The organism is Pseudomonas eutrophicaquae (assembly GCF_023544715.1).
Taxonomy (GTDB): domain Bacteria; phylum Pseudomonadota; class Gammaproteobacteria; order Pseudomonadales; family Pseudomonadaceae; genus Geopseudomonas.
The window spans coordinates 118,120-137,558 of record NZ_JAMJEZ010000004.1; the positions used below are offsets into that span (position 1 = coordinate 118,120).

Consider the following 19,439-nt stretch of genomic DNA (forward strand, 5'->3'; position numbering starts at 1 on the left):
CCGCCCCATGAACCCTTGGATACTGCTGATCGTCTGGCTGGCCAGCAGCCTGGTCGAAGCCAGCGGCCTGACCGCCAGCGTGGACCGGCGCAGCCTGACGCTGGGCGAGATCGTCGAACTGCGTCTGGAGGCCGATACAGCCTTGCTGGATGGGCGCCCCGATCTGCAGGCGCTCAGCGCCCAGTTCGAGATCCTGGAAACCCGCCTGCTCGGCCGGGACAGCAAGGACGGCGACGGCCGCCACCGCGAGCAGCTGCTGATCACCCTGCAGCCACGCCTGAGCGGTGAGTTGCGGATTCCGGCGCTGCAGATCGGCGACAAGCGCTCGCAGCCGATTCGCCTGCAGGTCATGGCCGCCCGCCCGCTACAGGCGCCGAGTGAGCTGGCGGCGGTGTTCATCGACGCCCAGCTCGATCAGCCGCGTGTCTATGTGCAGGCGCAGAGCCTGCTGACCCTGCGCATCTTTCACTCGGTGGCCCTGTACGATGACAGCCAGCTCAGTCCGCTGGAAATCGAGGATGTCCACGTGGTCCCGCTGGGGCGCGCTCGCACCTATGAGCAGCAGATCAATGGAGTGCGTCACGGGGTGATCGAGGTGCGCTATGCCCTGTTCCCGCAGCGCAGTGGCACGCTGCAGATTCCGCCACTGCTGTTCAGCGCCACGGCGCTGGAGGAAAGCGGCAGTGTGCCGGGGCTGCGCAGTGGGCGGCCGCTGCAGGTGCGCTCGCCCAGCCTGCGCCTTGAGGTACGGCCGCGCCCGGCCGACTATCCGGCCGACCAGCCGTGGCTGCCGGCACGCTCTCTGCAACTGGAAGAAATCTGGCGCGGCGCCGAGGGCGAAATCCGCGTCGGCGATTCGCTGACCCGCACCCTGCGTCTGCGCGCCGAAGGCCTGCCGCCCGCCCAGCTGCCAGAGGTCGCACAAGGCCCGCTCCCGGAAGGTCTGCGCCGTTATCCTGACCAGCCCCGCCAGCGCGAGCAGTCCGCCAGCGGTGGTCTGATCGGTATCCAGGAGCAGGCCAGCGCACTGGTGCCCACCGGCGCCGGTGACTTCCTGCTGCCGGCGATCGAGGTGTTTTGGTGGAATACCGAAGAGGATCGCCTGGTCAGCAGCCGTCTGCCGGAGCGTCCGCTGCAGGTGCTGGCCAGCCGCTTGCCTGCCGCCCCCAGCGTTACCCCCAGCAGCGTCGAGACAGCGCCCGCAGCCCGGCTCTGGCCCTGGCAGCTGGCCAGCCTGCTGCTGCTGTGCGCCAACCTGCTAACCCTGGCGCTGTGGTGGCGGGCGCGCCGCCAGCCGGCCATCCTGCGCAGCAGTACCCCCAGCGCGCCCAGCACCCGCATCCTGCTGGAGGATCTGCGCCGCGCCTGCCAGCACAATGATGCACAGGCCGCCCGTCAGGCACTGGATGCCTGGGCACGTCAGCAGCCGCATACCTTGGCCGAACTGGCCGCACGCCACAGTGCGCTCAATGTCGCGCTCGATGGCCTGAACGGCGCGCTGTACAGCGAAAGCGGCCCGCGCTGGCAGGGGGAATCGCTCTGGCAGGCCGTGGTCCGGCTGCCTGCAGGCGTTGGGGATGGCGAGCACAACGGGGAGCTACCACCGCTCTATCCACGCTGAACGGTGGTGCCTGGCTGGAGCGGGCGGCGTGATGCCACCCGCCCGTCCCCTCAGGCCAGGCTCTTGCTGAGCACCTCGAACACATCGCTGGACAGCTCGCCGCTGTCGCGGATGCGCTCCAGCTCGCCACGCATCAGCGCCTGACGGGCGCTGTCGTACTTGCGCCAGCGGGTCAGCGGGGTCAGCTGGCGGGCGGCGATCTGCGGGTTCAGGGCATTCAGGGCGATCACCTGATCGGCGAGGAAGCGATACCCCGCCCCGTCCAGACGGTGGAAGTTCACCAGGTTCTGGTTGGCGAAGGCACCGATCAGCGCGCGTACCTTGTTGGGGTTCTTCAGGGTGAAGGCGTGGTGGTGCATCAGCGCCTGTACCCGTTCCAAACCACCCGGCAGCGAACAGCCCGCCTGCACGGCGAACCACTGATCCATCACCAGCGGATCGTCCTTGAAGTGCTCGGCGAACTTGGCCAGCACCTGGGCCTTTTCGGCATCAAACGGCGAGTTGACCAGCACGGCCAGCGCGGCGAGGCGCTCGGTCATGTTGTCGGCATGCTCGAACTGCTCGACAGCCGCGGCCAGGGTCTCGTCGTTGTGCGCCAGCAGCAGGTAGGACAGCGCGATGTTCTGCAGGCTACGGCGGGCAATCTGCGCGGCATCGGCGGCATACAGCGTGCGGCGCGAGGCGTCACGGCAGGCCTGGTAGCGTGCCCACAGCAGGTCGTACAGCTCGCAGGAGATCGCCTCGCGGGCGAACTCGCGGGCGATGTGGATGGCCTCCACGTCAGCCACTTCGCTGAGCTCGGCGAGATAAGCCTCGGCCGGCAGGGCGAGCATCTCGGCGACCATTGCCTGGTCCAGCGTCTCGTCGGCCAGCACCGCGCGCAGCGCCTCGATCAGACGGCCGTCGAGGTGCAGCGGCTCGCCGCGCTGCTGCTGCTCGACCAGCGCCTGCAGCACCTGCACGGCGAGCTGCTGGCCGGCCTCCCAGCGGTTGAAGCCGTCGCTGTCGTGCTGCATGAGGAACATCAGCTGGTCGCGGCCGTAGGGGTAATGCAGCTTCACCGGCGCGCTGAAGCCGCGCAGCAGCGACGGCAGCGGCTGGACCGGCACCTCGACGAAGGTGAAGCTCTGTACCGCCTCGGTCACCGCCAGCACCCGCGAGGTGCCGGCCGCTTCGGCCTCGCCGGCCAGACGCAGCGGCAGTTCGCGGCCGTGGCTGTCGAGCAGGCCCATGGCCACCGGAATGACGAAGGGCTCCTTGCGCTCCTGGCCGGGAGTGGCCGGGCAGCTCTGGCGGAAGGTCAGGGTGTAGGTCTTGGCGTGGGCGTCGTAGCAGTCCTCGACGGCCAGACGCGGGGTGCCGGACTGGGTGTACCAGCGCTTGAACTGGGCAAGATCCTGGCCGCTGGCATCCTCCATGGCCTGGACGAAGTCGTCGCAGGTCACCGCCTGGCCGTCGTGGCGCTCGAAGTACAGATCCGAACCCTTGCGGAACGCCTCGGCGCCGAGCAGGGTGTGGATCATGCGCAGCACTTCCGCGCCCTTCTCGTAGATGGTCAGGGTGTAGAAGTTGGAGATTTCCATGTAGGAATCCGGGCGCACCGGATGGGCCATGGGGCCGGCGTCCTCGGCGAACTGGTGGGTGCGCAGGAAGGCCACGTCCTCGATGCGCTTGACCGTGCGCGAGTTCATGTCGGCGCTGAACTCGGCGTCGCGGAACACGGTGAAGCCTTCCTTCAGCGACAGCTGGAACCAGTCGCGGCAGGTGACGCGGTTGCCCGACCAGTTGTGGAAGTACTCGTGGGCGACCACCGCCTCGACGCGCTGGTGGGCGGCGTCGGTGGCGGTGTCCGGGTGGGCCAGCACGCAGCTGGAGTTGAAGATGTTGAGGCCCTTGTTCTCCATGGCGCCCATGTTGAAGTCGTTGACCGCGACGATCATGAAGATGTCCAGGTCGTATTCGCGCCCGTACACCTCCTCGTCCCACTTCATCGACTTCTTCAGGCTGTCCATGGCGTGCTGCAGCTTGCCGATGTTCTCCGGCTCGACGTAGATGCGCAGCGCCACGTCGCAGCCGCTCAGGGTGCGGAAGCTGTCCTCGATGCACCACAGATCGCCGGCGACCAGGGCGAACAGGTAGGCCGGCTTCATGAACGGATCCTGCCAGGTGGCCCAGTGCCGGCCACCCTCCTCCTCGCCGCTGGCGATCGGGTTGCCGTTGGACAGCAGGATCGGATAGGCCTGCTTGTCCGCACTCAGCGTGGTAGTGAACTTGCTCATCACGTCCGGGCGGTCGAGGTAGAAGGTGATCTTGCGAAAGCCCTCGGCCTCACACTGGGTACAGAACATGCCGCTGGACTTGTACAGGCCTTCCAGCGCGGTGTTGCGCTCCGGGTGGATGCGCACCGTGCTGTCGATGACAAAGCTCGGCTGACTGGGCTGCAGGCTCAGGTGGCTGTCGGTGAGCTGGTAGTCGCCTGTGCCCAGCGGCACGTCATCAAGGTGCAGGGCGAGCAGTTCGAGCTGCTGGCCATCGAGCACCAGCATTGGCAAGCCTTCACCGGCCTCGGGGTTGCGGCGCATGACCAGTTGCGCGTGAACCAGGGTGTGGTCCTCGAACAGCTCGAAGGTCAGGTGGGTCTCATCGATCAGGTAGTCGGGAGCCCGGTAATCCTTGAGATAGACGGTGTTCGGTTGTTCGCTACGCATGGCGGGCTTCCTTAGAGTGGCTGCACGGCCACCTGATAGGCGGTGTATTTGCGGATATTGATCACCCCGGTATCGAGGATCAGGTACTGGCCCTTGATCCCCAGCAGGGTGCCTTCGATGACCGGGGTCTTGTCCAGGTCGAGGCTGACAATCTTTGCCGGGTACTCGGTCACCGGATAGCGGATATCGACCACCTCAGCGTCGGCCAGCGGCTGGATCGCCTGCAGGCCAAAGCGCTGCTGCAGGGCCTCAAGGCCCTCGCGGCAGGTCTCGAACAGCTGCGCGCGCACCGCCGGCAGATCCACCGGTGCGGCATCGCCCTTGAGCAGCGCGCGCCAGTTGGTGCGATCCGCCACCTGGCTGCGCAAGAGATCCTCGACCAGCCCGGACTGCTGGCGGGTGGCCACGCGCAGGATCGGCAGCGCCTGACAGGCGCCCTGATCGAGCCAGCGGGTCGGCAGCTGGGTGGCGCGGGTGATGCCGACCTTCACGCCGCTGGAGTTGGCCAGATAGACCACATGGTCGGTCATGCAGAACTGCTCGCCCCAGGCGGGGTCGCGGCAGGTGCCGGCGTCAAAGTGGCACTTTTCCGGGCTCATGATGCAGCTGTCGCACTGCGCCAGCGTGGTCATGCACGGGTAGCAGTAGCCCTGGGCGTAGCTCTTTTTCGTCTTGCGCCCGCAGTGGCTGCAGTGGATGGCGCCAAGAAATTCAAGGCGCAGACGCTGGCCGAGCAGCGGGTTGAGGGGCAGCTGGCGATCATCGAGGCGCAGGGCATATTGCACCGGCGCCTCGAGGCGCGCTGCCATCTTGGTCAGCGCACCACGTTCGATGACGCCCATCAGTGCAGGGTGTCGGAGCTGGTCGAGGTCTTGAACAGGATGTTCGGCACCTGAATGGCCTTGGACTGGCATTCCTGCGGGCCCATGTAGCCGGTGCGCTCCTCCTCCGGCAGGTTCTGCATTTCCCAGGCGATCATCGCCTGCAGGCACAGCTCCTTCTGCTCCTGGCTGAGCTTGCGGCCATCCGGCCACTTGCCGATTTCCACTGCCAGCTTGAGGTTCTGGTAGATGTCGGCGGTGATGTTCTCGATCATGTCGATGAAGGACGTCATGGCATAAACCTCCGGGGGGCAAGAGTGGGCGATTCTACCCTGAACGGCGGGCCAGCAGGCCAGCCAGCAGACCGGTCAGGCAACCACTGATCAGACCGCCCAGGTGTGCCGCATTGGCGATCTCGCCAAAGCCGAGCCAGGCGGTGACGCCACTCAGGCAGATCAGCAGCCAGACCAGCATCAGGGTGATCACCCCGGAAGGCAGCGCCAGGCGCGGATCGGGCGCCAGACGCTGACGCAGCCAGCAATGCCCGAGCAGCCCGTACAGCACGCCAGAGAGCCCGCCGAACAGGACCGGCCCGCTGTAGAGAAACTCGGCCAGGTTGGAAATCAGGCTGTAAAGCAGCACCAGCGCCAGCAGCCACAGGCTACCGTGTACGCGCTCCAGCCGGCGACCCAGCTCCCAGAACCACAGCCCGTTCATCGCCAGATGTAGCACGCCAAAGTGAATCAGCATCGGCGTGAACAGCCGCCACCACTGCCCCGCGGCCCAGGTCTCAGCCTGCGGCAGCATGTACAGGTACTCACCGGAGAGGCGAAACGCGCTGAAGGTCAGCGGCTGCAGAACCGGCAGAAAGTCGCCGAACCGGCTGAGCAGCGCCACCAGCACGCTGGCCGAAAGGATCAGCAAGGTCACCGGCAGACGCAGGGCGAGCAGGCGGGCGATCATGTATCCAGCGCCATCCCGCCGCCGACCTCGGCCCAGAAGAAGCGCTGCGGCTCGAGCACGCTTTCCTGATCGAGGCGATAAGCCACCAGCTTGCCGCGGCGCACCGCGCTGTAATCCAGGCACGCCAGATTGCGCTGCAGCGGGCGCGGGGTGCCGCGGCACCAGTAATGACCGACGAACAGCAGCGGCTCGTCCTCACCGTAGTGCAGCAGCGCAGCCTTTTGCGCATTGGAGAGTGGCAGGTTGGCCACCTCATCCGGCAGCGCATCGGGCTGGAAGACCAGATCGCCATAGGTCTCGGGCCGCTCGCCCCAGAACTTGGTCCGGAACACCCCGCGGGTGAAACCGTCCCGGCTGGTCAGGGTCATGCCGCCCGGCAGCGGCATGTCGATGCCGCGCAGCAGGCGCTGGATGCATTGGGCGGCAAAGCTGTTCCAGTCAGTGGCCTGCTGCAGAAAGGCCCGATCGACGGTGGCATCCGGGCATTCGCAGCGCAGGCGCTCGATCATCGCGGCGTCCCAGCAGGCATGCACCAGCCGGAAGCGTCCGGCATCCATGCACAGCGGCAGGGTCTGGAACCAGCTGATGAAGTCACGCAGATCCCCCGGATGGCCCTCGAGCTGTTCGAGGGTTTCGCGGATCAGCCGGGCATTGTGCGGGCTATGCTCGCGCACATAACGCCGGCCACTGCCGAGCGGCGCCGGGGTGTGCCAGGCCAGCGCGTACCACTCGTGATTGCCCATCAGGCACAGCGCCTGCCCGGCAGCCACCATGTCATGCACCAGATGCAGGGTCTCGCGGATATGCGGGCCGCGATCGACCAGATCACCGAGAAAGATCGCCATGCGCTCAGGGTGCCGCCACACGCCGCCCTGACGCCGGTAGCCCAGCCCGGCCAGCAGACGCTCGAGCGCCCGCGCACAGCCATGCACATCGCCGATCAGGTCATAACCGCGCGCCGGATCGAGGAACACTATTCTTGCACTCCCAGACGGCTGCCCCAGCCCAGCTTGGTGCGGCAGATCTCGTAGTAGTTGTGCTCGACCGGATGGATCAGCTGCAGCTTCTGGGCTTTCTTGCGGATCGACAGGGTGTCGCCCGGCGCACAGGTGAAGTGGTTCTGCCCGTCACAGGAAATCTGCGGATAGATCTGCAGCTCCGGCGAAACCACTACCTTCAGCTCACTGTTGCCATCCACCACGATCGGCCGGCTGGACAGCGTATGCGGGTACATCGGCACGATGACGATGGCATCGAGCTTGGGGTGCATGATCGGCCCACCGGCCGACAGCGAATAGGCGGTGGAGCCGGTAGGGGTGGCGACGATCAGGCCATCGGCCTTCTGGCTGCAGACGAAGTGGCCGTCGATGTAGAGCTCGAACTCCAGCATGCGCATCGACTTGCCCGGATGAAGCACCACATCATTGAGGGCATCGCTCTGCCCGATCGACTCCATGCCACGCCGCACCTCGGCCTCGAGCAGGAAGCGGCTTTCCATCAAATAGCGGCCTTCCAGCACCTCACTAACCCGTGCTTCCAGCTCATCAGGGCGGATATCGGTCAGAAAGCCCAGGCTGCCGCGGTTGATGCCCAGCACCGGCGTGCCATGCCGCGCCATGGCGCGGGCGGCACCGAGCAGGCTGCCATCGCCACCGACCACGATGACCAGATCACAGATCTCGCCCATCAGCTTGCGGGTACAGGTCTGCATGCCGTGCCCTGGGAGCATCTCGGCGATGCTGTCCTCGAGGATCACATGCAGGTGGCGCTCCAGCAGGAAGCGCTTGAGGCGACGGATGGTATCGAGCACCCGCGAGCTGCCCAGACGCCCGATGATGCCGATGTTGCGAAATTGATCCATGGAGATCCTGCCGGCTTGTCTGTGTAAGTGCGGCGATTATGGGTGATGCTCGCCATGGCGGCAAACCACCTCAGGCACGGGCCAGGTGCTGCAAACGCGCTTGCAGGGCACGTCGCCCCTGCAAACCGCCGCTGTGTACAGCGACGATCCGGGTGCCTGGCCGGATCTCCCCGCGCTGTAGCGCATCACGCAGTGCCAGCAGCAGCTTGCCGGTGTACAGCGGCTCCAGCGCTACGCCGGTTTCCTGCTCGAACGCCTGCATGAAGCGCGCCAGCTCAGCATCAATCCTTGCAAAGCCGCCACGGCTGGCATCGATCAGGCGCGGGAATGTGGCGTGCGGGCCGCCCGCCGCCTGCAGCAGGCGCTGCAGCTGCGCCGATACGCCATGATCGGGCGGTACTGCCAGGGCGCCGACCACCTGCTGCCCTGACGCTGCGCCCAGTGCCAGGCCGGCCAGCGTGGTACCAGTGCCGGCTGCAGCCCAGATCTGGTCTACCCGTGACCAGCCCAGCAGGGCCTTTTGCTGCTCGATCATCGTCACCAGACGGGCACAGCTATGTGCGGCGGCAAGGTTGCTCCCGCCCTCCTCCAGAATCAGAAAGCCCGGATAACGGGCCTGCCAGGGTGCCCAGAAGTCGGCCTGATGGCGCTGACGGTAGCCGCCATAGCCCAGCCAATGCAGCTGCATGCCGTAGCGCGCAAGATCTCGTACGGTCGGGGTGTCCTGTGGATGGCCGCGCAGCAGTCCGACCGTCAGCAGCCCCAGATGCTGGCCGGCCGCCGCCAGGGCGTGCAGATGATTGGAGTGCGCCCCACCCAGACTGATCAGCCCCGGCGCTGCACCGCGCTGCGCCTCGGCCAGGATCGGCGCCAGCTTGAAGGCCTTGTTGCCTCCCCAGCGGGGGTCCAGAAGATCCAGGCGCAGCAGCGCCAGCTCCACCGCAGCCTGCTCTAGCCAGGCACAATCCAGCCGCTGCAGCGGTGCCGGCTGGTCACAACCGGGCAGCAGCGGTGGCAGGGATAACGTAGGAAACATCAGCGCGCCGTCATGCAATCGATGGCGGTGACCATAGGCGGCAACACGCACCAGGGCAAGGGGCTCAGCAATAGCCGGGGGCAGGCGAGGAAGGGATATGGAGCGGCGCCAAAGCAGGCAGGGGAATGGTCTGGCGCAAGAAGCGGAGGAATACTTGGTTGGTACGGGTTCAGCGCAGATGAGGCGCGCGGCATGGACTGCCGCGGCCTGCATCAAGGAAGGGATTCATAGCTCGGTTGCATCCTCTACCACGTCCGGGCAGTCACGCTCGGCTTCGCGCAGGGCCAGCAGTTCTTCTTGATAGTCATCCATGGAAAATCCTCTTGTGGCTGGATGGGTTTCGTCGTGCTTCGACAACGAGTATCAGCCTAAAGATCCGGGATGACGAAAAAGTGACTGTTGCAGAAAGTAAAAAACCCTTCGAGATTGCTCTCAAAGGGTTTTATATGGCGCAGCGGACGGGACTCGAACCCGCGACCCCCGGCGTGACAGGCCGGTATTCTAACCGACTGAACTACCGCTGCGTGTCGGTTGGACTTGCGTCCATGGAACTCTGTTTCACATCTCTGCCTTGGCAGAAATTTTGGGAACACACTTTGTATCTTCCCGAATATGGCGCAGTGGACGGGACTCGAACCCGCGACCCCCGGCGTGACAGGCCGGTATTCTAACCGACTGAACTACCACTGCGCGTCGGCTGGACTTGCGTCCGGTACTACTGTTTTGTGCAAGTTCTGGTGGCTGATGACGGGATCGAACCGCCGACCCCCTGCGTGTGATGCAGGTGCTCTCCCAGCTGAGCTAATCAGCCAGTGCCTTGCGACAGGCGCGAACTTTACGCATGAGCCAACGCTAAGTCAACAGCACATAAGGATTTTTTCGTTTTACCGGGTGGGCGCAGAATCCACTGCGCAGCCGCTCACTCGGCGTAGATCATCCGCCGGGTCATGCCGCCGTCGATGATGAACTCCTGGCCTGTGACAAAACTGCTGTCAGCCGACAACAGCCAAGCCACCAGTGATGCCACATCCTCGACCTGCCCTACCCGGCCCACCGGATGCTGGGCGTGATCGGCCACCGACCAGGGCGCTGCCTGCTGCTGGGCGGGGTCTCGCGCATCGATCCAGCCGGGACTGACCGCATTGACCCGCACATGAGGCCCCAGACTCACCGCCAGCGCATGGGTCAGTGCCAGCAGGCCACCCTTGCTGGCGGCATAAGCCTCGCAGTGCGCTTCAGATTGATGTGCACGGGTCGAGGTCAGGTTGACGATGGCACCGCGCACCGCCCGCAGATGAGGCGCACAGGCCCTCGCTAGCAGCAGCGGCCCGGTCAAATTGATCGCAAGGACCGCCTGCCAGTCATCCAGCGCCAGTTGATCGAGCGGCACACCATGGGCACGGGTCTGCGCCGCATTGTTGACCAGCGCATCCAGACGCCCGAAGCGCTCGATCAGCGCATCCACCACCGCACTGACCTGCGCCTCGTCCGCCACATCCAGCGCCATGAAGTGCGCCTGATCCCCTAGGGCCTCGGCCACTTGCCTTCCCCGCGATACATCGCGGTCAGCCAGCACCACCTGCCAACCCTCGACCAGCAGCCAGGCAGCAATCCCCAGACCAATCCCGCGGACAGCACCAGTCACCAGCGCAACCGGCCGCGGCGGAAGCTCCAAGGGGAGTTCGATCACAGGGCTGCCAGACCGCGTGCCAGATCGGCCTTGAGGTCCTCCAGATCCTCAAGCCCCACCGCCAGACGGATCAGGCTGTCACTGATACCCGCAGCCGCCCGCGCCTCGGGGCTCAGGCGACCGTGCGAGGTGCTGGCCGGGTGGGCGATGGTGGTCTTGGTATCCCCGAGGTTGGTGGTGATCGAGATCATCCGCGTGTTGTCGATCACCCGCCAGGCGGCGGCCTTGTCACCCTTGACCTCGAAGCTGACCACCGCACCAAAACCGGTCTGCTGCTGGCAGGCCAGCGCATGCTGCGGGTGGCTGGACAGCCCGGCGTAGTAGACGCGCGCCACCTGCGGCTGCTGCTCCAGCCACTCGGCCAGCGCCTGGGCACTGGCGCAGTGGGCCAGCATGCGCACCTTGAGGGTTTCCAGCCCCTTGAGGAACAACCAGGCATTGAAGGGGCTCAAGGTCGGCCCGGCGGTGCGCAAGAAGCCCACCATCTCCTGCATTTCCTTGGCCCGTCCGGCTACCACACCGCCCAGGCAGCGGCCCTGACCGTCGATGTATTTGGTGGCCGAATGGATGACGATGTCCGCCCCGAGCTTGAGGGGCTGCTGCAGCACCGGCGTGCAGAAGCAGTTATCCACCGCCAGCAGCGCGCCGTGCGCATGCGCGACCTCGGCCAGCGCCGCGATGTCGACCAGCTCGGCCAGCGGATTGGAGGGCGACTCGACAATGAACAGTTTGGTATTGGGCTTGCAGGCGGCAGCCCAGGCGTCGAGATCGGCCAGCGGCGGGTAATCCACCTCGATGCCAAAGCGCTTGAAGTACTTGTCGAACAGGCTGATGGTCGAGCCGAACACGCTGCGCGAGACCAGCACATGGTCACCGGCGCTGCACAGGCTCATCACCATTGCCAGCATCGCGCCCATCCCCGAGGCCGTCGCCACGGCCTGCTCGGCACACTCCAGCGCGGCAATGCGCTCCTCGAAGGTGCGCACGGTGGGGTTGGTGTAGCGCGAATAGACGTTACCCGGCTGCTCGCCGCCAAAGCGTGCGGCGGCATCAGCGGCGCTGCGGAACACGTAGCTGGAAGTCATGAACAGGGCTTCACCGTGCTCACCCTCGGGGCTGCGCCGCTGACCGGCACGCACCGCCAGGGTATCGAAAGCCGCCTCGCTGAGGTCACTGTCCAGCCGTCCGGCCTGCCATTCTTGAGTCATCTTGCTCTCCTCTGGCGGCAGGCCCGGGCCTTGCGCGGCCGGTGCCGCCGCCGGTTGAGGGCGCCCAACAGGCGCCCCTCGGCTCAGTTGTTGTGCAGATCGATGATCGCGTTGACCGGGCCGGGGCCGGCCTTGGCCTGATCATTACGAGCCGCGTCGATGCGCTGCAGGTACGCCTCATTGACGTCACCGGTGACGTAGTTGCCATCGAAGACTGCACTGTCGAAGTCGGCAATCTTGATCTTGCCGCCACCGACCGCCTCCTTGAGATCTTCCAGATCCTGGTAGACCAGCCAGTCGGTGCCGATCAGCTCACCTACCTCTTCAGTGGTGCGGCCGTGGGCGATCAGCTCATGGGCGCTGGGCATGTCGATGCCGTAGACATTCGGGTAGCGTACCGCCGGCGCCGCCGAGCAGAAGTAGACCTTGCGGGCCCCGGCATCGCGGGCCATCTGGATGATCTGCTTGCAGGTGGTGCCGCGCACGATCGAGTCATCGACCAGCATCACGTTCTTGCCACGGAACTCCAGATCGATGGCGTTGAGCTTCTGGCGCACCGATTTCTTGCGCGCCGCCTGGCCGGGCATGATGAAAGTGCGGCCGATGTAGCGGTTCTTGACGAAGCCCTCGCGGAACTTCACGCCCAGACGGTTGGCCAGCTCCAGCGCCGAGGTACGGCTGGTGTCGGGGATCGGAATGATCACGTCGATATCGTGATCCGGGCGCTCGCGCAGGATCTTCTCGGCCAGCTTCTCACCCATGCGCAGGCGCGCCTTGTAGACCGAGACGCCATCCATAATCGAATCCGGACGCGCCAGGTAGACGTACTCGAAGATGCACGGCGAGAGGTTGGGGTTCTCCGCGCACTGGCAGGTGTGCAGCTGGCCTTCGGGGGTGATGTACACCGCCTCGCCCGGGGCGAGGTCACGAATCACGGTGAAGCCGAGCACATCCAGTGCCACGCTTTCCGAGGCGATCATGTACTCCACGCCTTCATCGGTATGCCGCTGCCCGAACACGATCGGGCGGATGCCATGCGGATCGCGGAAACCGACGATGCCGTAACCGGTGATCATCGCCACCACCGCATAACCGCCACGGCAGCGCTGATGCACACCCGCCACCGCGGCAAAGATATCGTCAGCGGTCGGCTGCAGCTGGTTGCGCACCGCCAGCTCGTGGGCGAACACGTTGAGCAGCACTTCCGAGTCGGAATTGGTGTTGATGTGGCGCAGGTCCGAGGCGTAGATCTCGCGCGACAGCTGATCGACGTTGGTCAGGTTGCCGTTATGCGCCAGGGTGATGCCATAGGGCGAGTTGACGTAGAACGGCTGCGCCTCGGCCGAGCTGGAGCTACCGGCGGTCGGGTAGCGCACATGGCCGATGCCGATGTTGCCGATCAGCCGCTGCATGTGCCGCGTGTGGAACACGTCACGCACCAAGCCGTTGTCCTTGCGCAGGAAGAGGCGACCGTCATGACTGGTCACGATGCCGGCAGCGTCCTGGCCGCGGTGCTGAAGAACCGTAAGGGCATCATAGAGCGACTGGTTGACGCTCGACTTACCCACCATACCAACGATGCCACACATGCGACGCAACCCCTAGAAAGTCAGGCTAAAGCGGGAAAGCCGCACGCCCCGGAAGGTGTGCGGCGGCGGCCGAGGGATCGAAGAAGCCCATCAACTGGGTCTTCGCCCACTCGGCGATCATCAGAAATTCGGGCAGCAGCACCGATTGCTGCCACCAGGGATCCTGCTGGACGGGCGCAAGATTCAGCAGCCCGACCAGCACCACCACGATCAGCGCCCCGCGGGCCAGGCCGAACAGCGTGCCCAGCAGGCGATCGATGCCGCTCAACCCCGTGGCATGCACCAGCATGCCGAGCAGGTGAGTCACCAGCGCACCGATCATCAGGGTCAGGACGAACAGGATCGAGCGGGCGGCAATCGCGCGGGCCGAGGGCAGTTCGATATAGGGCGTCAGGTACTCGGCCAGCGCCGCCCCGTACACCCAGGAAATCGCCCCGGCCGCCACCCAGACACACAACGACAGGGCTTCCCTGACGAATCCACGGCTCAGGCTGAGCAGCGCGGAGACGCCAATCAGCGCCAGGATCACCCAGTCGGTCCAGTTGAATGCCACGATCCGCGCTACCTGCCAGCAGGAAAATGAGCGCGGATTCTAGCAGAGCGCAGCCCGGCGAGTCAGCCCGGACGCTCAGCGCGCCTCCGGCTGAAAACGCACGATCATCGGCTGCACCTTGAGCTTCTTGCCGAGGATGGCTGCCATCCGCTCAGCCTCCGCGCGCTGGATCAGCGGCCCGACCAGCACCCGGTGCAGACCGCCAGCCGAGCGCAGGTAAGCGTTGTAACCTTGGCGGCGCAGGGTCTGCTGCAGCTCGCGGGCCCGCTCAAGATTGGACAAACCCGCCAGCTGCACCGACCAGCTGACCGGCAGCCCCGCCGTATCGAGCGCACTGCCGGGCACTGTGGCGGCGTCAGCCGGAGCCGGCGCCGCAGTGGGCGCAGCCGGTGTGGCCGCACCGATCGATGGTGGCGCCGGCGGTGCCGGCACCTGTACCTCGACGGCACGCGGGCGATCCTCGCGGCTGAACAGCATGGGCAGGAAGATCGCGGCCAGAGCCAACAGGACCACAGCGCCCACGATGCGTTGTTTCAGGCGCTCATCCAGCAGAGCCATCCGATGTCCTCTTTAACATTGAAGGCGCTCAGGCGCGCCCATTGAGCCAGCTCAGCGCCTCGGCGACGGCATAGAAAGAGCCGAAGACCAGAATCTCGTCCGCCTCGCTCGCCTTGGCGCATTGCGCCTCCAGCGCCTCAGGCAGCGACGGCCAGGCACTGACCGACGCACCCGCAGACTGCAGGGCCGCCTGCAGCGCTTCAGCACTGCAGCTGCGCGAAGTCGGCAGCGGCGCCACCGCCCAGCACGCGATCAGCGGCAGCAGCGGCGTGATGACTCCGGGCAGATCCTTGTCGGCCAGCAGACCGAAGACCGCCAGCCGCCGGCCACGCGGCGGACGCTGCTGCAGGCGCTTGGCCAGGTACGCGGCGGCGTGCGGGTTATGCCCGACATCCAGCAACAACTGCAGGGGACGCCCCTGCCAGTCGATGACGCGCCGCTCCAGGCGCCCACTGACGCGCGCCGCCTGCAGCGCCTGGGCAATCTGCTGGCGCTCCCAGGGCAGATCCAGCAAGGCATAAGCCTGCAAGGCCAGCGCAGCATTTTCCTGCGGCAGATCCAGTGGCGGCAGATCGACCAGCTGCAGCGGCTGACCCGCCGCATCCTGCCCCTGCCAGGACCAGTTCAGTGCCGCTTCGTGCAGATCAAAGGCCAGACCACGCCGGTACAGCGGACAGCCAAGCTGCGCCGCCTGCTCCAAGAGCGGCGCGGGCGGATCCAGATCACCGCACAGGGCCGGACAACCGGCGCGGAAGATCCCCGCCTTCTCGAAAGCGACACTGTCGCGGCTATTGCCAAGAAACTCGACATGATCGATGCCGATGCTGGTGACGATCGCCAGATCCGCATCGATCAGGTTGACGGTATCCAGCCGCCCACCGAGCCCCACTTCCAGCACCACGGCATCCAGTGCGTCACGGGCAAACAGCCAGAAGGCGGCCAGGGTGCCCATTTCAAAGTAGGTCAGCGAGATATCGCCGCGCGCGGCCTCGACGGCTGCAAAGGCCTCACACAACGCTTCGTCACTTGCCTCGCCCTCGGCCAGCTGCACGCGCTCGTTGTAGCGCAGCAGGTGCGGCGAGCTGTAGACACCGACCCGCAGACCGGCGTGGCGCAGCAGGCTGGCGAGCAGCGCGCAGGTCGAGCCCTTGCCGTTGGTGCCGGTCACGGTGATCACCCGCGGTGCCAGCCGGCCCAGCGCCAGGCGCTCGAGCGCCTGGCGCGAGCGCTCAAGGCCCATGTCGATGGCGACCGGGTGCAGCTGCTCCAGATAGCTCAGCCAGTCGGTGAGCGAGCGTTTCATGCCTCGGCGGATTCGACGCTGCACACCAGCGGGCTCGGCTGATGGGTCAGCTGGGCCAGCAGGGTTGCCAGACGCGCGCGCAGCTCGCTGCGCGGAATGATCATGTCGATGGCGCCATGCTCCAGCAGGAACTCACTGCGCTGGAAGCCTTCCGGCAGCTTCTCGCGCACGGTCTGCTCGATCACCCGCGGCCCGGCAAAGCCGATCAGCGCGCGCGGCTCCGCCACGTTGACATCGCCCAGCATCGCCAGACTGGCCGACACACCCCCGTAGACCGGGTCGGTCAGCACGGAGACAAAGGGAATGCCCTCCTCGCGCAGACGGGCAATCACCGCCGAGGTCTTGGCCATCTGCATCAGCGAAATCAGCGCTTCCTGCATGCGCGCACCGCCCGAGGCGGAGAAGCAGATCAGCGGGCAGTTGCGCTCCAGCGCCACATTGGCCGCGCGCACAAAACGCTCACCGACGATCGCACCCATCGAGCCGCCCATGAAGGAGAACTCGAACGCCGCAGCCACCACCGGCATGTCCAGCAGGCGGCCACTCATGGCCACCAGGGCATCCTTTTCGCCGGTGTCCTTCTGCGCAGCGCTCAGGCGGTCTTTGTACTTCTTGCTGTCACGGAACTTCAGGCGATCGACCGGCTCAAGCTCAGCGCCGATTTCCTCGCGGCCTTCCGCATCCAGGAAGTAATCGAGGCGGGTACGGGCGCCGATACGCATGTGATGGTCGCACTTGGGGCAGACATCGAGGGTCTTTTCCAGCTCCGGACGGTAGAGCACGGCATCACAGGAGGGGCATTTGTGCCAGAGGCCTTCCGGGATCGTGCTCTTTTTCACCTCGGAACGCATGATCGAGGGGATCAGTTTGTCTACCAGCCAGTTGCTCATGCTCTTGTTCTCCGTGGGCCCGCGAAGGCCTGTGCCATCCGCGCGCAAATAAATCATTCGGATTATGGACGGCAGGCGCTGACGCACCGTCACATGCGGTTCTCAGCCGGCGCGCACCGCCGACAGAAACGCGCGTACCTTGCCGGCGTCCTTGCGGCCCTTGCCCGCCTCGACCCCGCCGCTGACATCCACCGCCCAGGGGCGTACCTGCTGGATGGCCTGCGCGACGTTCTCCGGCGTCAGCCCTCCGGCAAGGATGATCGGACACGGTGGCTGCGCCGGTACCCGTGACCAGTCGAACCGCTCACCGGTACCGCCCGGGATACCCGGCACATAGGCGTCCAGCAGAATGCCAGCGGCGCCAGGATAGCGGGCGCACTGCGCGGCGATGTCCTCATCCGGCTTGACCCGCAAGGCCTTGATATAAGGGCGGCCATGCCCTTCGCAGTCCGCGGCCTGCTCGTCGCCATGAAACTGCAACAGATCCAGCGGCACGGCTTCCAGCACCTCGCGCACTTCAGCCCGCGCGGCATTGACGAACAGCCCGACCGTGGTGACAAAGGGCGGCAAGGCCGCCACGATACGCCGTGCCTGCTCAAGATCCACCGCCCGCGGACTCGGCGCCCAGAACACCAGACCAATGGCATCGGCGCCGGCCTCGGCGGCGACCAGGGCATCCTCGATACGGGTAATCCCGCAGATCTTGCTGCGCACTACGGCCAACGGAGCATCCCTCGATACGGACAAAGCCGCGATGGTAGCAAAAGCGCCTGAGCGTCAGCCAGATCGCGGCGCCCTTCAATCGTCGAGGGTCGACAGAAAATGCGGCCCAAGGTAACGCTCCGGCAGCACGAACTGCGGCGGATACTCGACCCGCACCAGGTAGAGCCCGTAAGGATGCGCCGTGACCCCACCGGCCCGCCGGTCACGCGCCGCCAGCACCTCACCGGCCCACTGCGGGGGCCGCTCGCCGGCGCCGATGGTCATCAGCACACCGGCAAAATTGCGCACCATGTGATGCAGGAAGGCATTGGCGCGCACATCCAGCACGATGAAGCGTCCATGCTCGATGACCCGCAGGTGATGCACGGTCTTGATCGGTGACTTGGCCTGGCACTGCACGGCGCGGAACGAGGTGAAATCGTGACTGCCGACCAGCTGCGCCGCCGCCTCACGCATCGGCTCGATGGCCAGTGGCCGGTGATTCCAGGTGACCTCTTCGGCCAGATGTGCCGGGCGCACCGGATCGGTGTAGATCACATAACGATAGCGGCGCGCCACCGCGGAGAAGCGCGCATGGAAGTCCTCGGGCATCGGCTGCGCCCAGGTCACGCTGATGTCGGGCGGCAGATTGGCATTGGCGCCCATCACCCAGGCCTTGAGCGGACGCACGGCCGCGGTATCGAAATGCACCACCTGCCCGCTGCCGTGTACCCCGGCATCGGTACGCCCGGCGCAGACCACGCTGACCGGAGCGGCAGCCACCTGGCTCAGCGCCCGCTCCAGCGCCTCCTGCACCGAGGGCACGCCAGCCTGCTGACGCTGCCAGCCGCGATAACGCGCGCCCTTGTACTCGACCCCAAGGGCAATACGGGTCAGGCCGCCCGCGTGCGGCTCGACCTGCAGCAGCGATTCAGTCACGCGGCGCCTCCAGCAGACGCTCGGCCAGACGAATGGCATGCGCTGCGCCGATGCGCACGCTGTCGGCGGTGATCCACAGCGAGAACTGGCAAGGATCGCTCAAGCCCCGGCGCAAGCGTCCGACATAGGCCAGGTCCTGCCCGGTGGCATCCTCCACGGCGCTGGGCCATGGCTCTGCGTCGAGGTACTCCAGCCCCGGTGCAGCCTCAAGAATTGCCGCCAGCGCCGGCAGATCGACCGGCTGCGCGCACTGCACGCTGAGCACCAGACTGTCGGCAAAGAACACCGGCGCCTGCAGGCAGGTGACTGCCACTGGCACTTCGGCCAGGCCCGGCAGACCGGCCAGCTCGCTCACCAGACGCTGCTCGTCCTGATTGCGCCCCCCCTGCTCGGGGCTGCTGGAGGCCAGCAGATTGAAGGCCAGCTGCTGCGCGAACACCGCAGGCTCCACCGGGCGCGCATTGAGCAGTTGCGCGGTCTGGCGGGCCAGCTCCTCGACCCCTTCGCGGCCACGCTGCGCGGCGGCCAGGGCGGCGGTAACATGCAGATAGCGGATCTCCAGCAAGCCCTGCAGCGGCGCCAGCACCTCGGCCAGCGCGATCACCGCCGGCAGCGGACTGCGCACCGCCGCCGGCAGCGGCGCCGCGGCAACCGCCAAGGCGCAGGGCAGCGGGCTCTGCGCCGGCCATTCGATCAGCCGACAGCCAGCCGCCTGAATCGCCGTGCGCTGCGCAGCAGTCAGCGCCTCCAGCGCAAACAGCAGATCAATGCCCTGCAGATCGACCCGCGAGAGCGGCTGCACCCGCAGACTGCGTCCGCGAAACGGCGCCACCTGCCCATGCTCCTCCTCGAAGGACAGCGCCAGCACCCGGCCCACGGCAAAGCCGCACTCCTCCAGCAGCTCAAGCAGGGCTTCACCGACCAGGTGGGTCGCACCGAGTACGGCAATGTCGAAGGTCTGACTCATCGGATGGCTCCAGAGGGGCTGGCGGCGCGT

Annotated in this window: 18 protein-coding genes, 3 tRNA genes and 1 pseudogene; 1 reads left to right on the top strand and 21 read right to left on the bottom strand. The window is 66.1% G+C overall.

Annotated elements, in window-relative coordinates:
* Positions 1-7: 7 nt before the first annotated feature.
* On the top strand, positions 8-1,621 hold the full coding sequence (locus MXC11_RS03185; RefSeq protein WP_462938092.1) for a BatD family protein: 1,614 nt from the start codon (positions 8-10) through the stop codon (positions 1,619-1,621).
* Between the two features lie 50 nt (positions 1,622-1,671).
* Here MXC11_RS03185 and pepN read toward each other — a convergent pair whose 3' ends face one another.
* The 21 genes and pseudogenes from pepN to MXC11_RS03285 form a co-directional block, all read right to left on the bottom strand.
* Positions 1,672-4,329, bottom strand: a complete 2,658-nt coding sequence (pepN, locus tag MXC11_RS03190; protein WP_250005174.1) for an aminopeptidase N — start codon at positions 4,327-4,329, stop codon at positions 1,672-1,674.
* An 11-nt stretch (positions 4,330-4,340) separates the two neighbouring features.
* A complete protein-coding gene (locus MXC11_RS03195) occupies positions 4,341-5,171 on the bottom strand; it encodes a DUF2797 domain-containing protein (protein ID WP_250005177.1) in 831 nt (276 codons plus the stop codon).
* Complete coding sequence (locus MXC11_RS03200) at positions 5,171-5,443, bottom strand: YeaC family protein (protein WP_250005180.1); 273 nt, start codon at positions 5,441-5,443, stop codon at positions 5,171-5,173. Before MXC11_RS03200 ends, MXC11_RS03195 begins: the two co-directional genes overlap by 1 nt.
* 34 nt (positions 5,444-5,477) lie before the next feature.
* Positions 5,478-6,089: pseudogene (locus MXC11_RS03205) on the bottom strand (rhomboid family intramembrane serine protease); the annotation flags it as partial.
* A gap of 20 nt (positions 6,090-6,109) precedes the next feature.
* Complete coding sequence (locus MXC11_RS03210; protein ID WP_250005182.1) at positions 6,110-7,087, bottom strand: metallophosphoesterase; 978 nt, start codon at positions 7,085-7,087, stop codon at positions 6,110-6,112.
* Positions 7,087-7,974, bottom strand: a complete 888-nt coding sequence (locus MXC11_RS03215) for an NAD(+) kinase (RefSeq protein ID WP_250005185.1) — start codon at positions 7,972-7,974, stop codon at positions 7,087-7,089. The genes MXC11_RS03210 and MXC11_RS03215 overlap by 1 nt, the downstream gene beginning before the upstream one ends.
* Positions 7,975-8,044: 70 nt before the next feature.
* On the bottom strand, positions 8,045-8,953 hold the full coding sequence (locus MXC11_RS03220) for a 1-aminocyclopropane-1-carboxylate deaminase/D-cysteine desulfhydrase (RefSeq protein ID WP_250005263.1): 909 nt from the start codon (positions 8,951-8,953) through the stop codon (positions 8,045-8,047).
* 282 nt (positions 8,954-9,235) lie between these two features.
* Complete coding sequence (locus MXC11_RS12140) at positions 9,236-9,367, bottom strand: hypothetical protein (protein ID WP_284060343.1); 132 nt, start codon at positions 9,365-9,367, stop codon at positions 9,236-9,238.
* A gap of 90 nt (positions 9,368-9,457) precedes the next feature.
* Positions 9,458-9,534 (bottom strand) — tRNA-Asp (locus tag MXC11_RS03225).
* A gap of 89 nt (positions 9,535-9,623) precedes the next feature.
* Positions 9,624-9,700, bottom strand: a tRNA-Asp gene (locus MXC11_RS03230).
* A gap of 45 nt (positions 9,701-9,745) precedes the next feature.
* A tRNA-Val gene (locus tag MXC11_RS03235) sits at positions 9,746-9,821 on the bottom strand.
* 108 nt (positions 9,822-9,929) lie between these two features.
* Positions 9,930-10,700 (bottom strand): SDR family oxidoreductase, encoded by a 771-nt coding sequence (locus MXC11_RS03240; RefSeq protein ID WP_250005188.1) that lies wholly within the window; start codon positions 10,698-10,700, stop codon positions 9,930-9,932.
* Positions 10,697-11,908, bottom strand: a complete 1,212-nt coding sequence (locus tag MXC11_RS03245) for an O-succinylhomoserine sulfhydrylase (RefSeq protein ID WP_250005191.1) — start codon at positions 11,906-11,908, stop codon at positions 10,697-10,699. Before MXC11_RS03245 ends, MXC11_RS03240 begins: the two co-directional genes overlap by 4 nt.
* 83 nt (positions 11,909-11,991) lie before the next feature.
* Complete coding sequence (gene purF / locus MXC11_RS03250) at positions 11,992-13,497, bottom strand: amidophosphoribosyltransferase (RefSeq protein ID WP_250005195.1); 1,506 nt, start codon at positions 13,495-13,497, stop codon at positions 11,992-11,994.
* Positions 13,498-13,522: 25 nt separating this feature from the next.
* Positions 13,523-14,050, bottom strand: a complete 528-nt coding sequence (locus tag MXC11_RS03255; RefSeq protein ID WP_250005198.1) for a CvpA family protein — start codon at positions 14,048-14,050, stop codon at positions 13,523-13,525.
* A 75-nt stretch (positions 14,051-14,125) separates the two neighbouring features.
* Positions 14,126-14,608 carry an SPOR domain-containing protein gene (locus tag MXC11_RS03260; protein WP_250005200.1) on the bottom strand — a complete coding sequence of 161 codons (483 nt, stop codon included), beginning with the start codon at positions 14,606-14,608 and terminating at the stop codon, positions 14,126-14,128.
* 28 nt (positions 14,609-14,636) lie between these two features.
* Positions 14,637-15,911, bottom strand: coding sequence for a bifunctional tetrahydrofolate synthase/dihydrofolate synthase (gene folC, locus MXC11_RS03265; protein ID WP_250005203.1), 1,275 nt, complete (start codon positions 15,909-15,911; stop codon positions 14,637-14,639).
* Positions 15,908-16,801, bottom strand: coding sequence for an acetyl-CoA carboxylase, carboxyltransferase subunit beta (gene accD, locus MXC11_RS03270; RefSeq protein ID WP_250005205.1), 894 nt, complete (start codon positions 16,799-16,801; stop codon positions 15,908-15,910). The genes folC and accD overlap by 4 nt, the downstream gene beginning before the upstream one ends.
* A gap of 102 nt (positions 16,802-16,903) precedes the next feature.
* The gene (locus MXC11_RS03275) at positions 16,904-17,548 is read right to left on the bottom strand and encodes a phosphoribosylanthranilate isomerase (protein WP_284060345.1); all 645 of its coding nucleotides are present in this window, start codon (positions 17,546-17,548) and stop codon (positions 16,904-16,906) included.
* Positions 17,549-17,599: 51 nt separating this feature from the next.
* Entirely contained in the window at positions 17,600-18,442 is an 843-nt protein-coding gene (gene truA / locus MXC11_RS03280; RefSeq protein WP_250005212.1) for a tRNA pseudouridine(38-40) synthase TruA, read from the bottom strand.
* Positions 18,435-19,409, bottom strand: coding sequence for an aspartate-semialdehyde dehydrogenase (locus MXC11_RS03285; RefSeq protein ID WP_250005215.1), 975 nt, complete (start codon positions 19,407-19,409; stop codon positions 18,435-18,437). The genes truA and MXC11_RS03285 overlap by 8 nt, the downstream gene beginning before the upstream one ends.
* Positions 19,410-19,439 lie beyond the last annotated feature (30 nt).

Coding starts and splice junctions, on each gene's coding strand:
- MXC11_RS03185 (WP_462938092.1), top strand. CDS start 8: ATGAACCCTTGGATACTGCTGATCGTCTGGCTGGCCAGCAGCCTGGTC.
- pepN (WP_250005174.1), bottom strand. CDS start 4,329: ATGCGTAGCGAACAACCGAACACCGTCTATCTCAAGGATTACCGGGCT.
- MXC11_RS03195 (WP_250005177.1), bottom strand. CDS start 5,171: ATGGGCGTCATCGAACGTGGTGCGCTGACCAAGATGGCAGCGCGCCTC.
- MXC11_RS03200 (WP_250005180.1), bottom strand. CDS start 5,443: ATGACGTCCTTCATCGACATGATCGAGAACATCACCGCCGACATCTAC.
- MXC11_RS03215 (WP_250005185.1), bottom strand. CDS start 7,974: ATGGATCAATTTCGCAACATCGGCATCATCGGGCGTCTGGGCAGCTCG.
- MXC11_RS03245 (WP_250005191.1), bottom strand. CDS start 11,908: ATGACTCAAGAATGGCAGGCCGGACGGCTGGACAGTGACCTCAGCGAG.
- purF (WP_250005195.1), bottom strand. CDS start 13,497: ATGTGTGGCATCGTTGGTATGGTGGGTAAGTCGAGCGTCAACCAGTCG.
- MXC11_RS03260 (WP_250005200.1), bottom strand. CDS start 14,608: ATGGCTCTGCTGGATGAGCGCCTGAAACAACGCATCGTGGGCGCTGTG.
- folC (WP_250005203.1), bottom strand. CDS start 15,911: ATGAAACGCTCGCTCACCGACTGGCTGAGCTATCTGGAGCAGCTGCAC.
- accD (WP_250005205.1), bottom strand. CDS start 16,801: ATGAGCAACTGGCTGGTAGACAAACTGATCCCCTCGATCATGCGTTCC.
- MXC11_RS03285 (WP_250005215.1), bottom strand. CDS start 19,409: ATGAGTCAGACCTTCGACATTGCCGTACTCGGTGCGACCCACCTGGTC.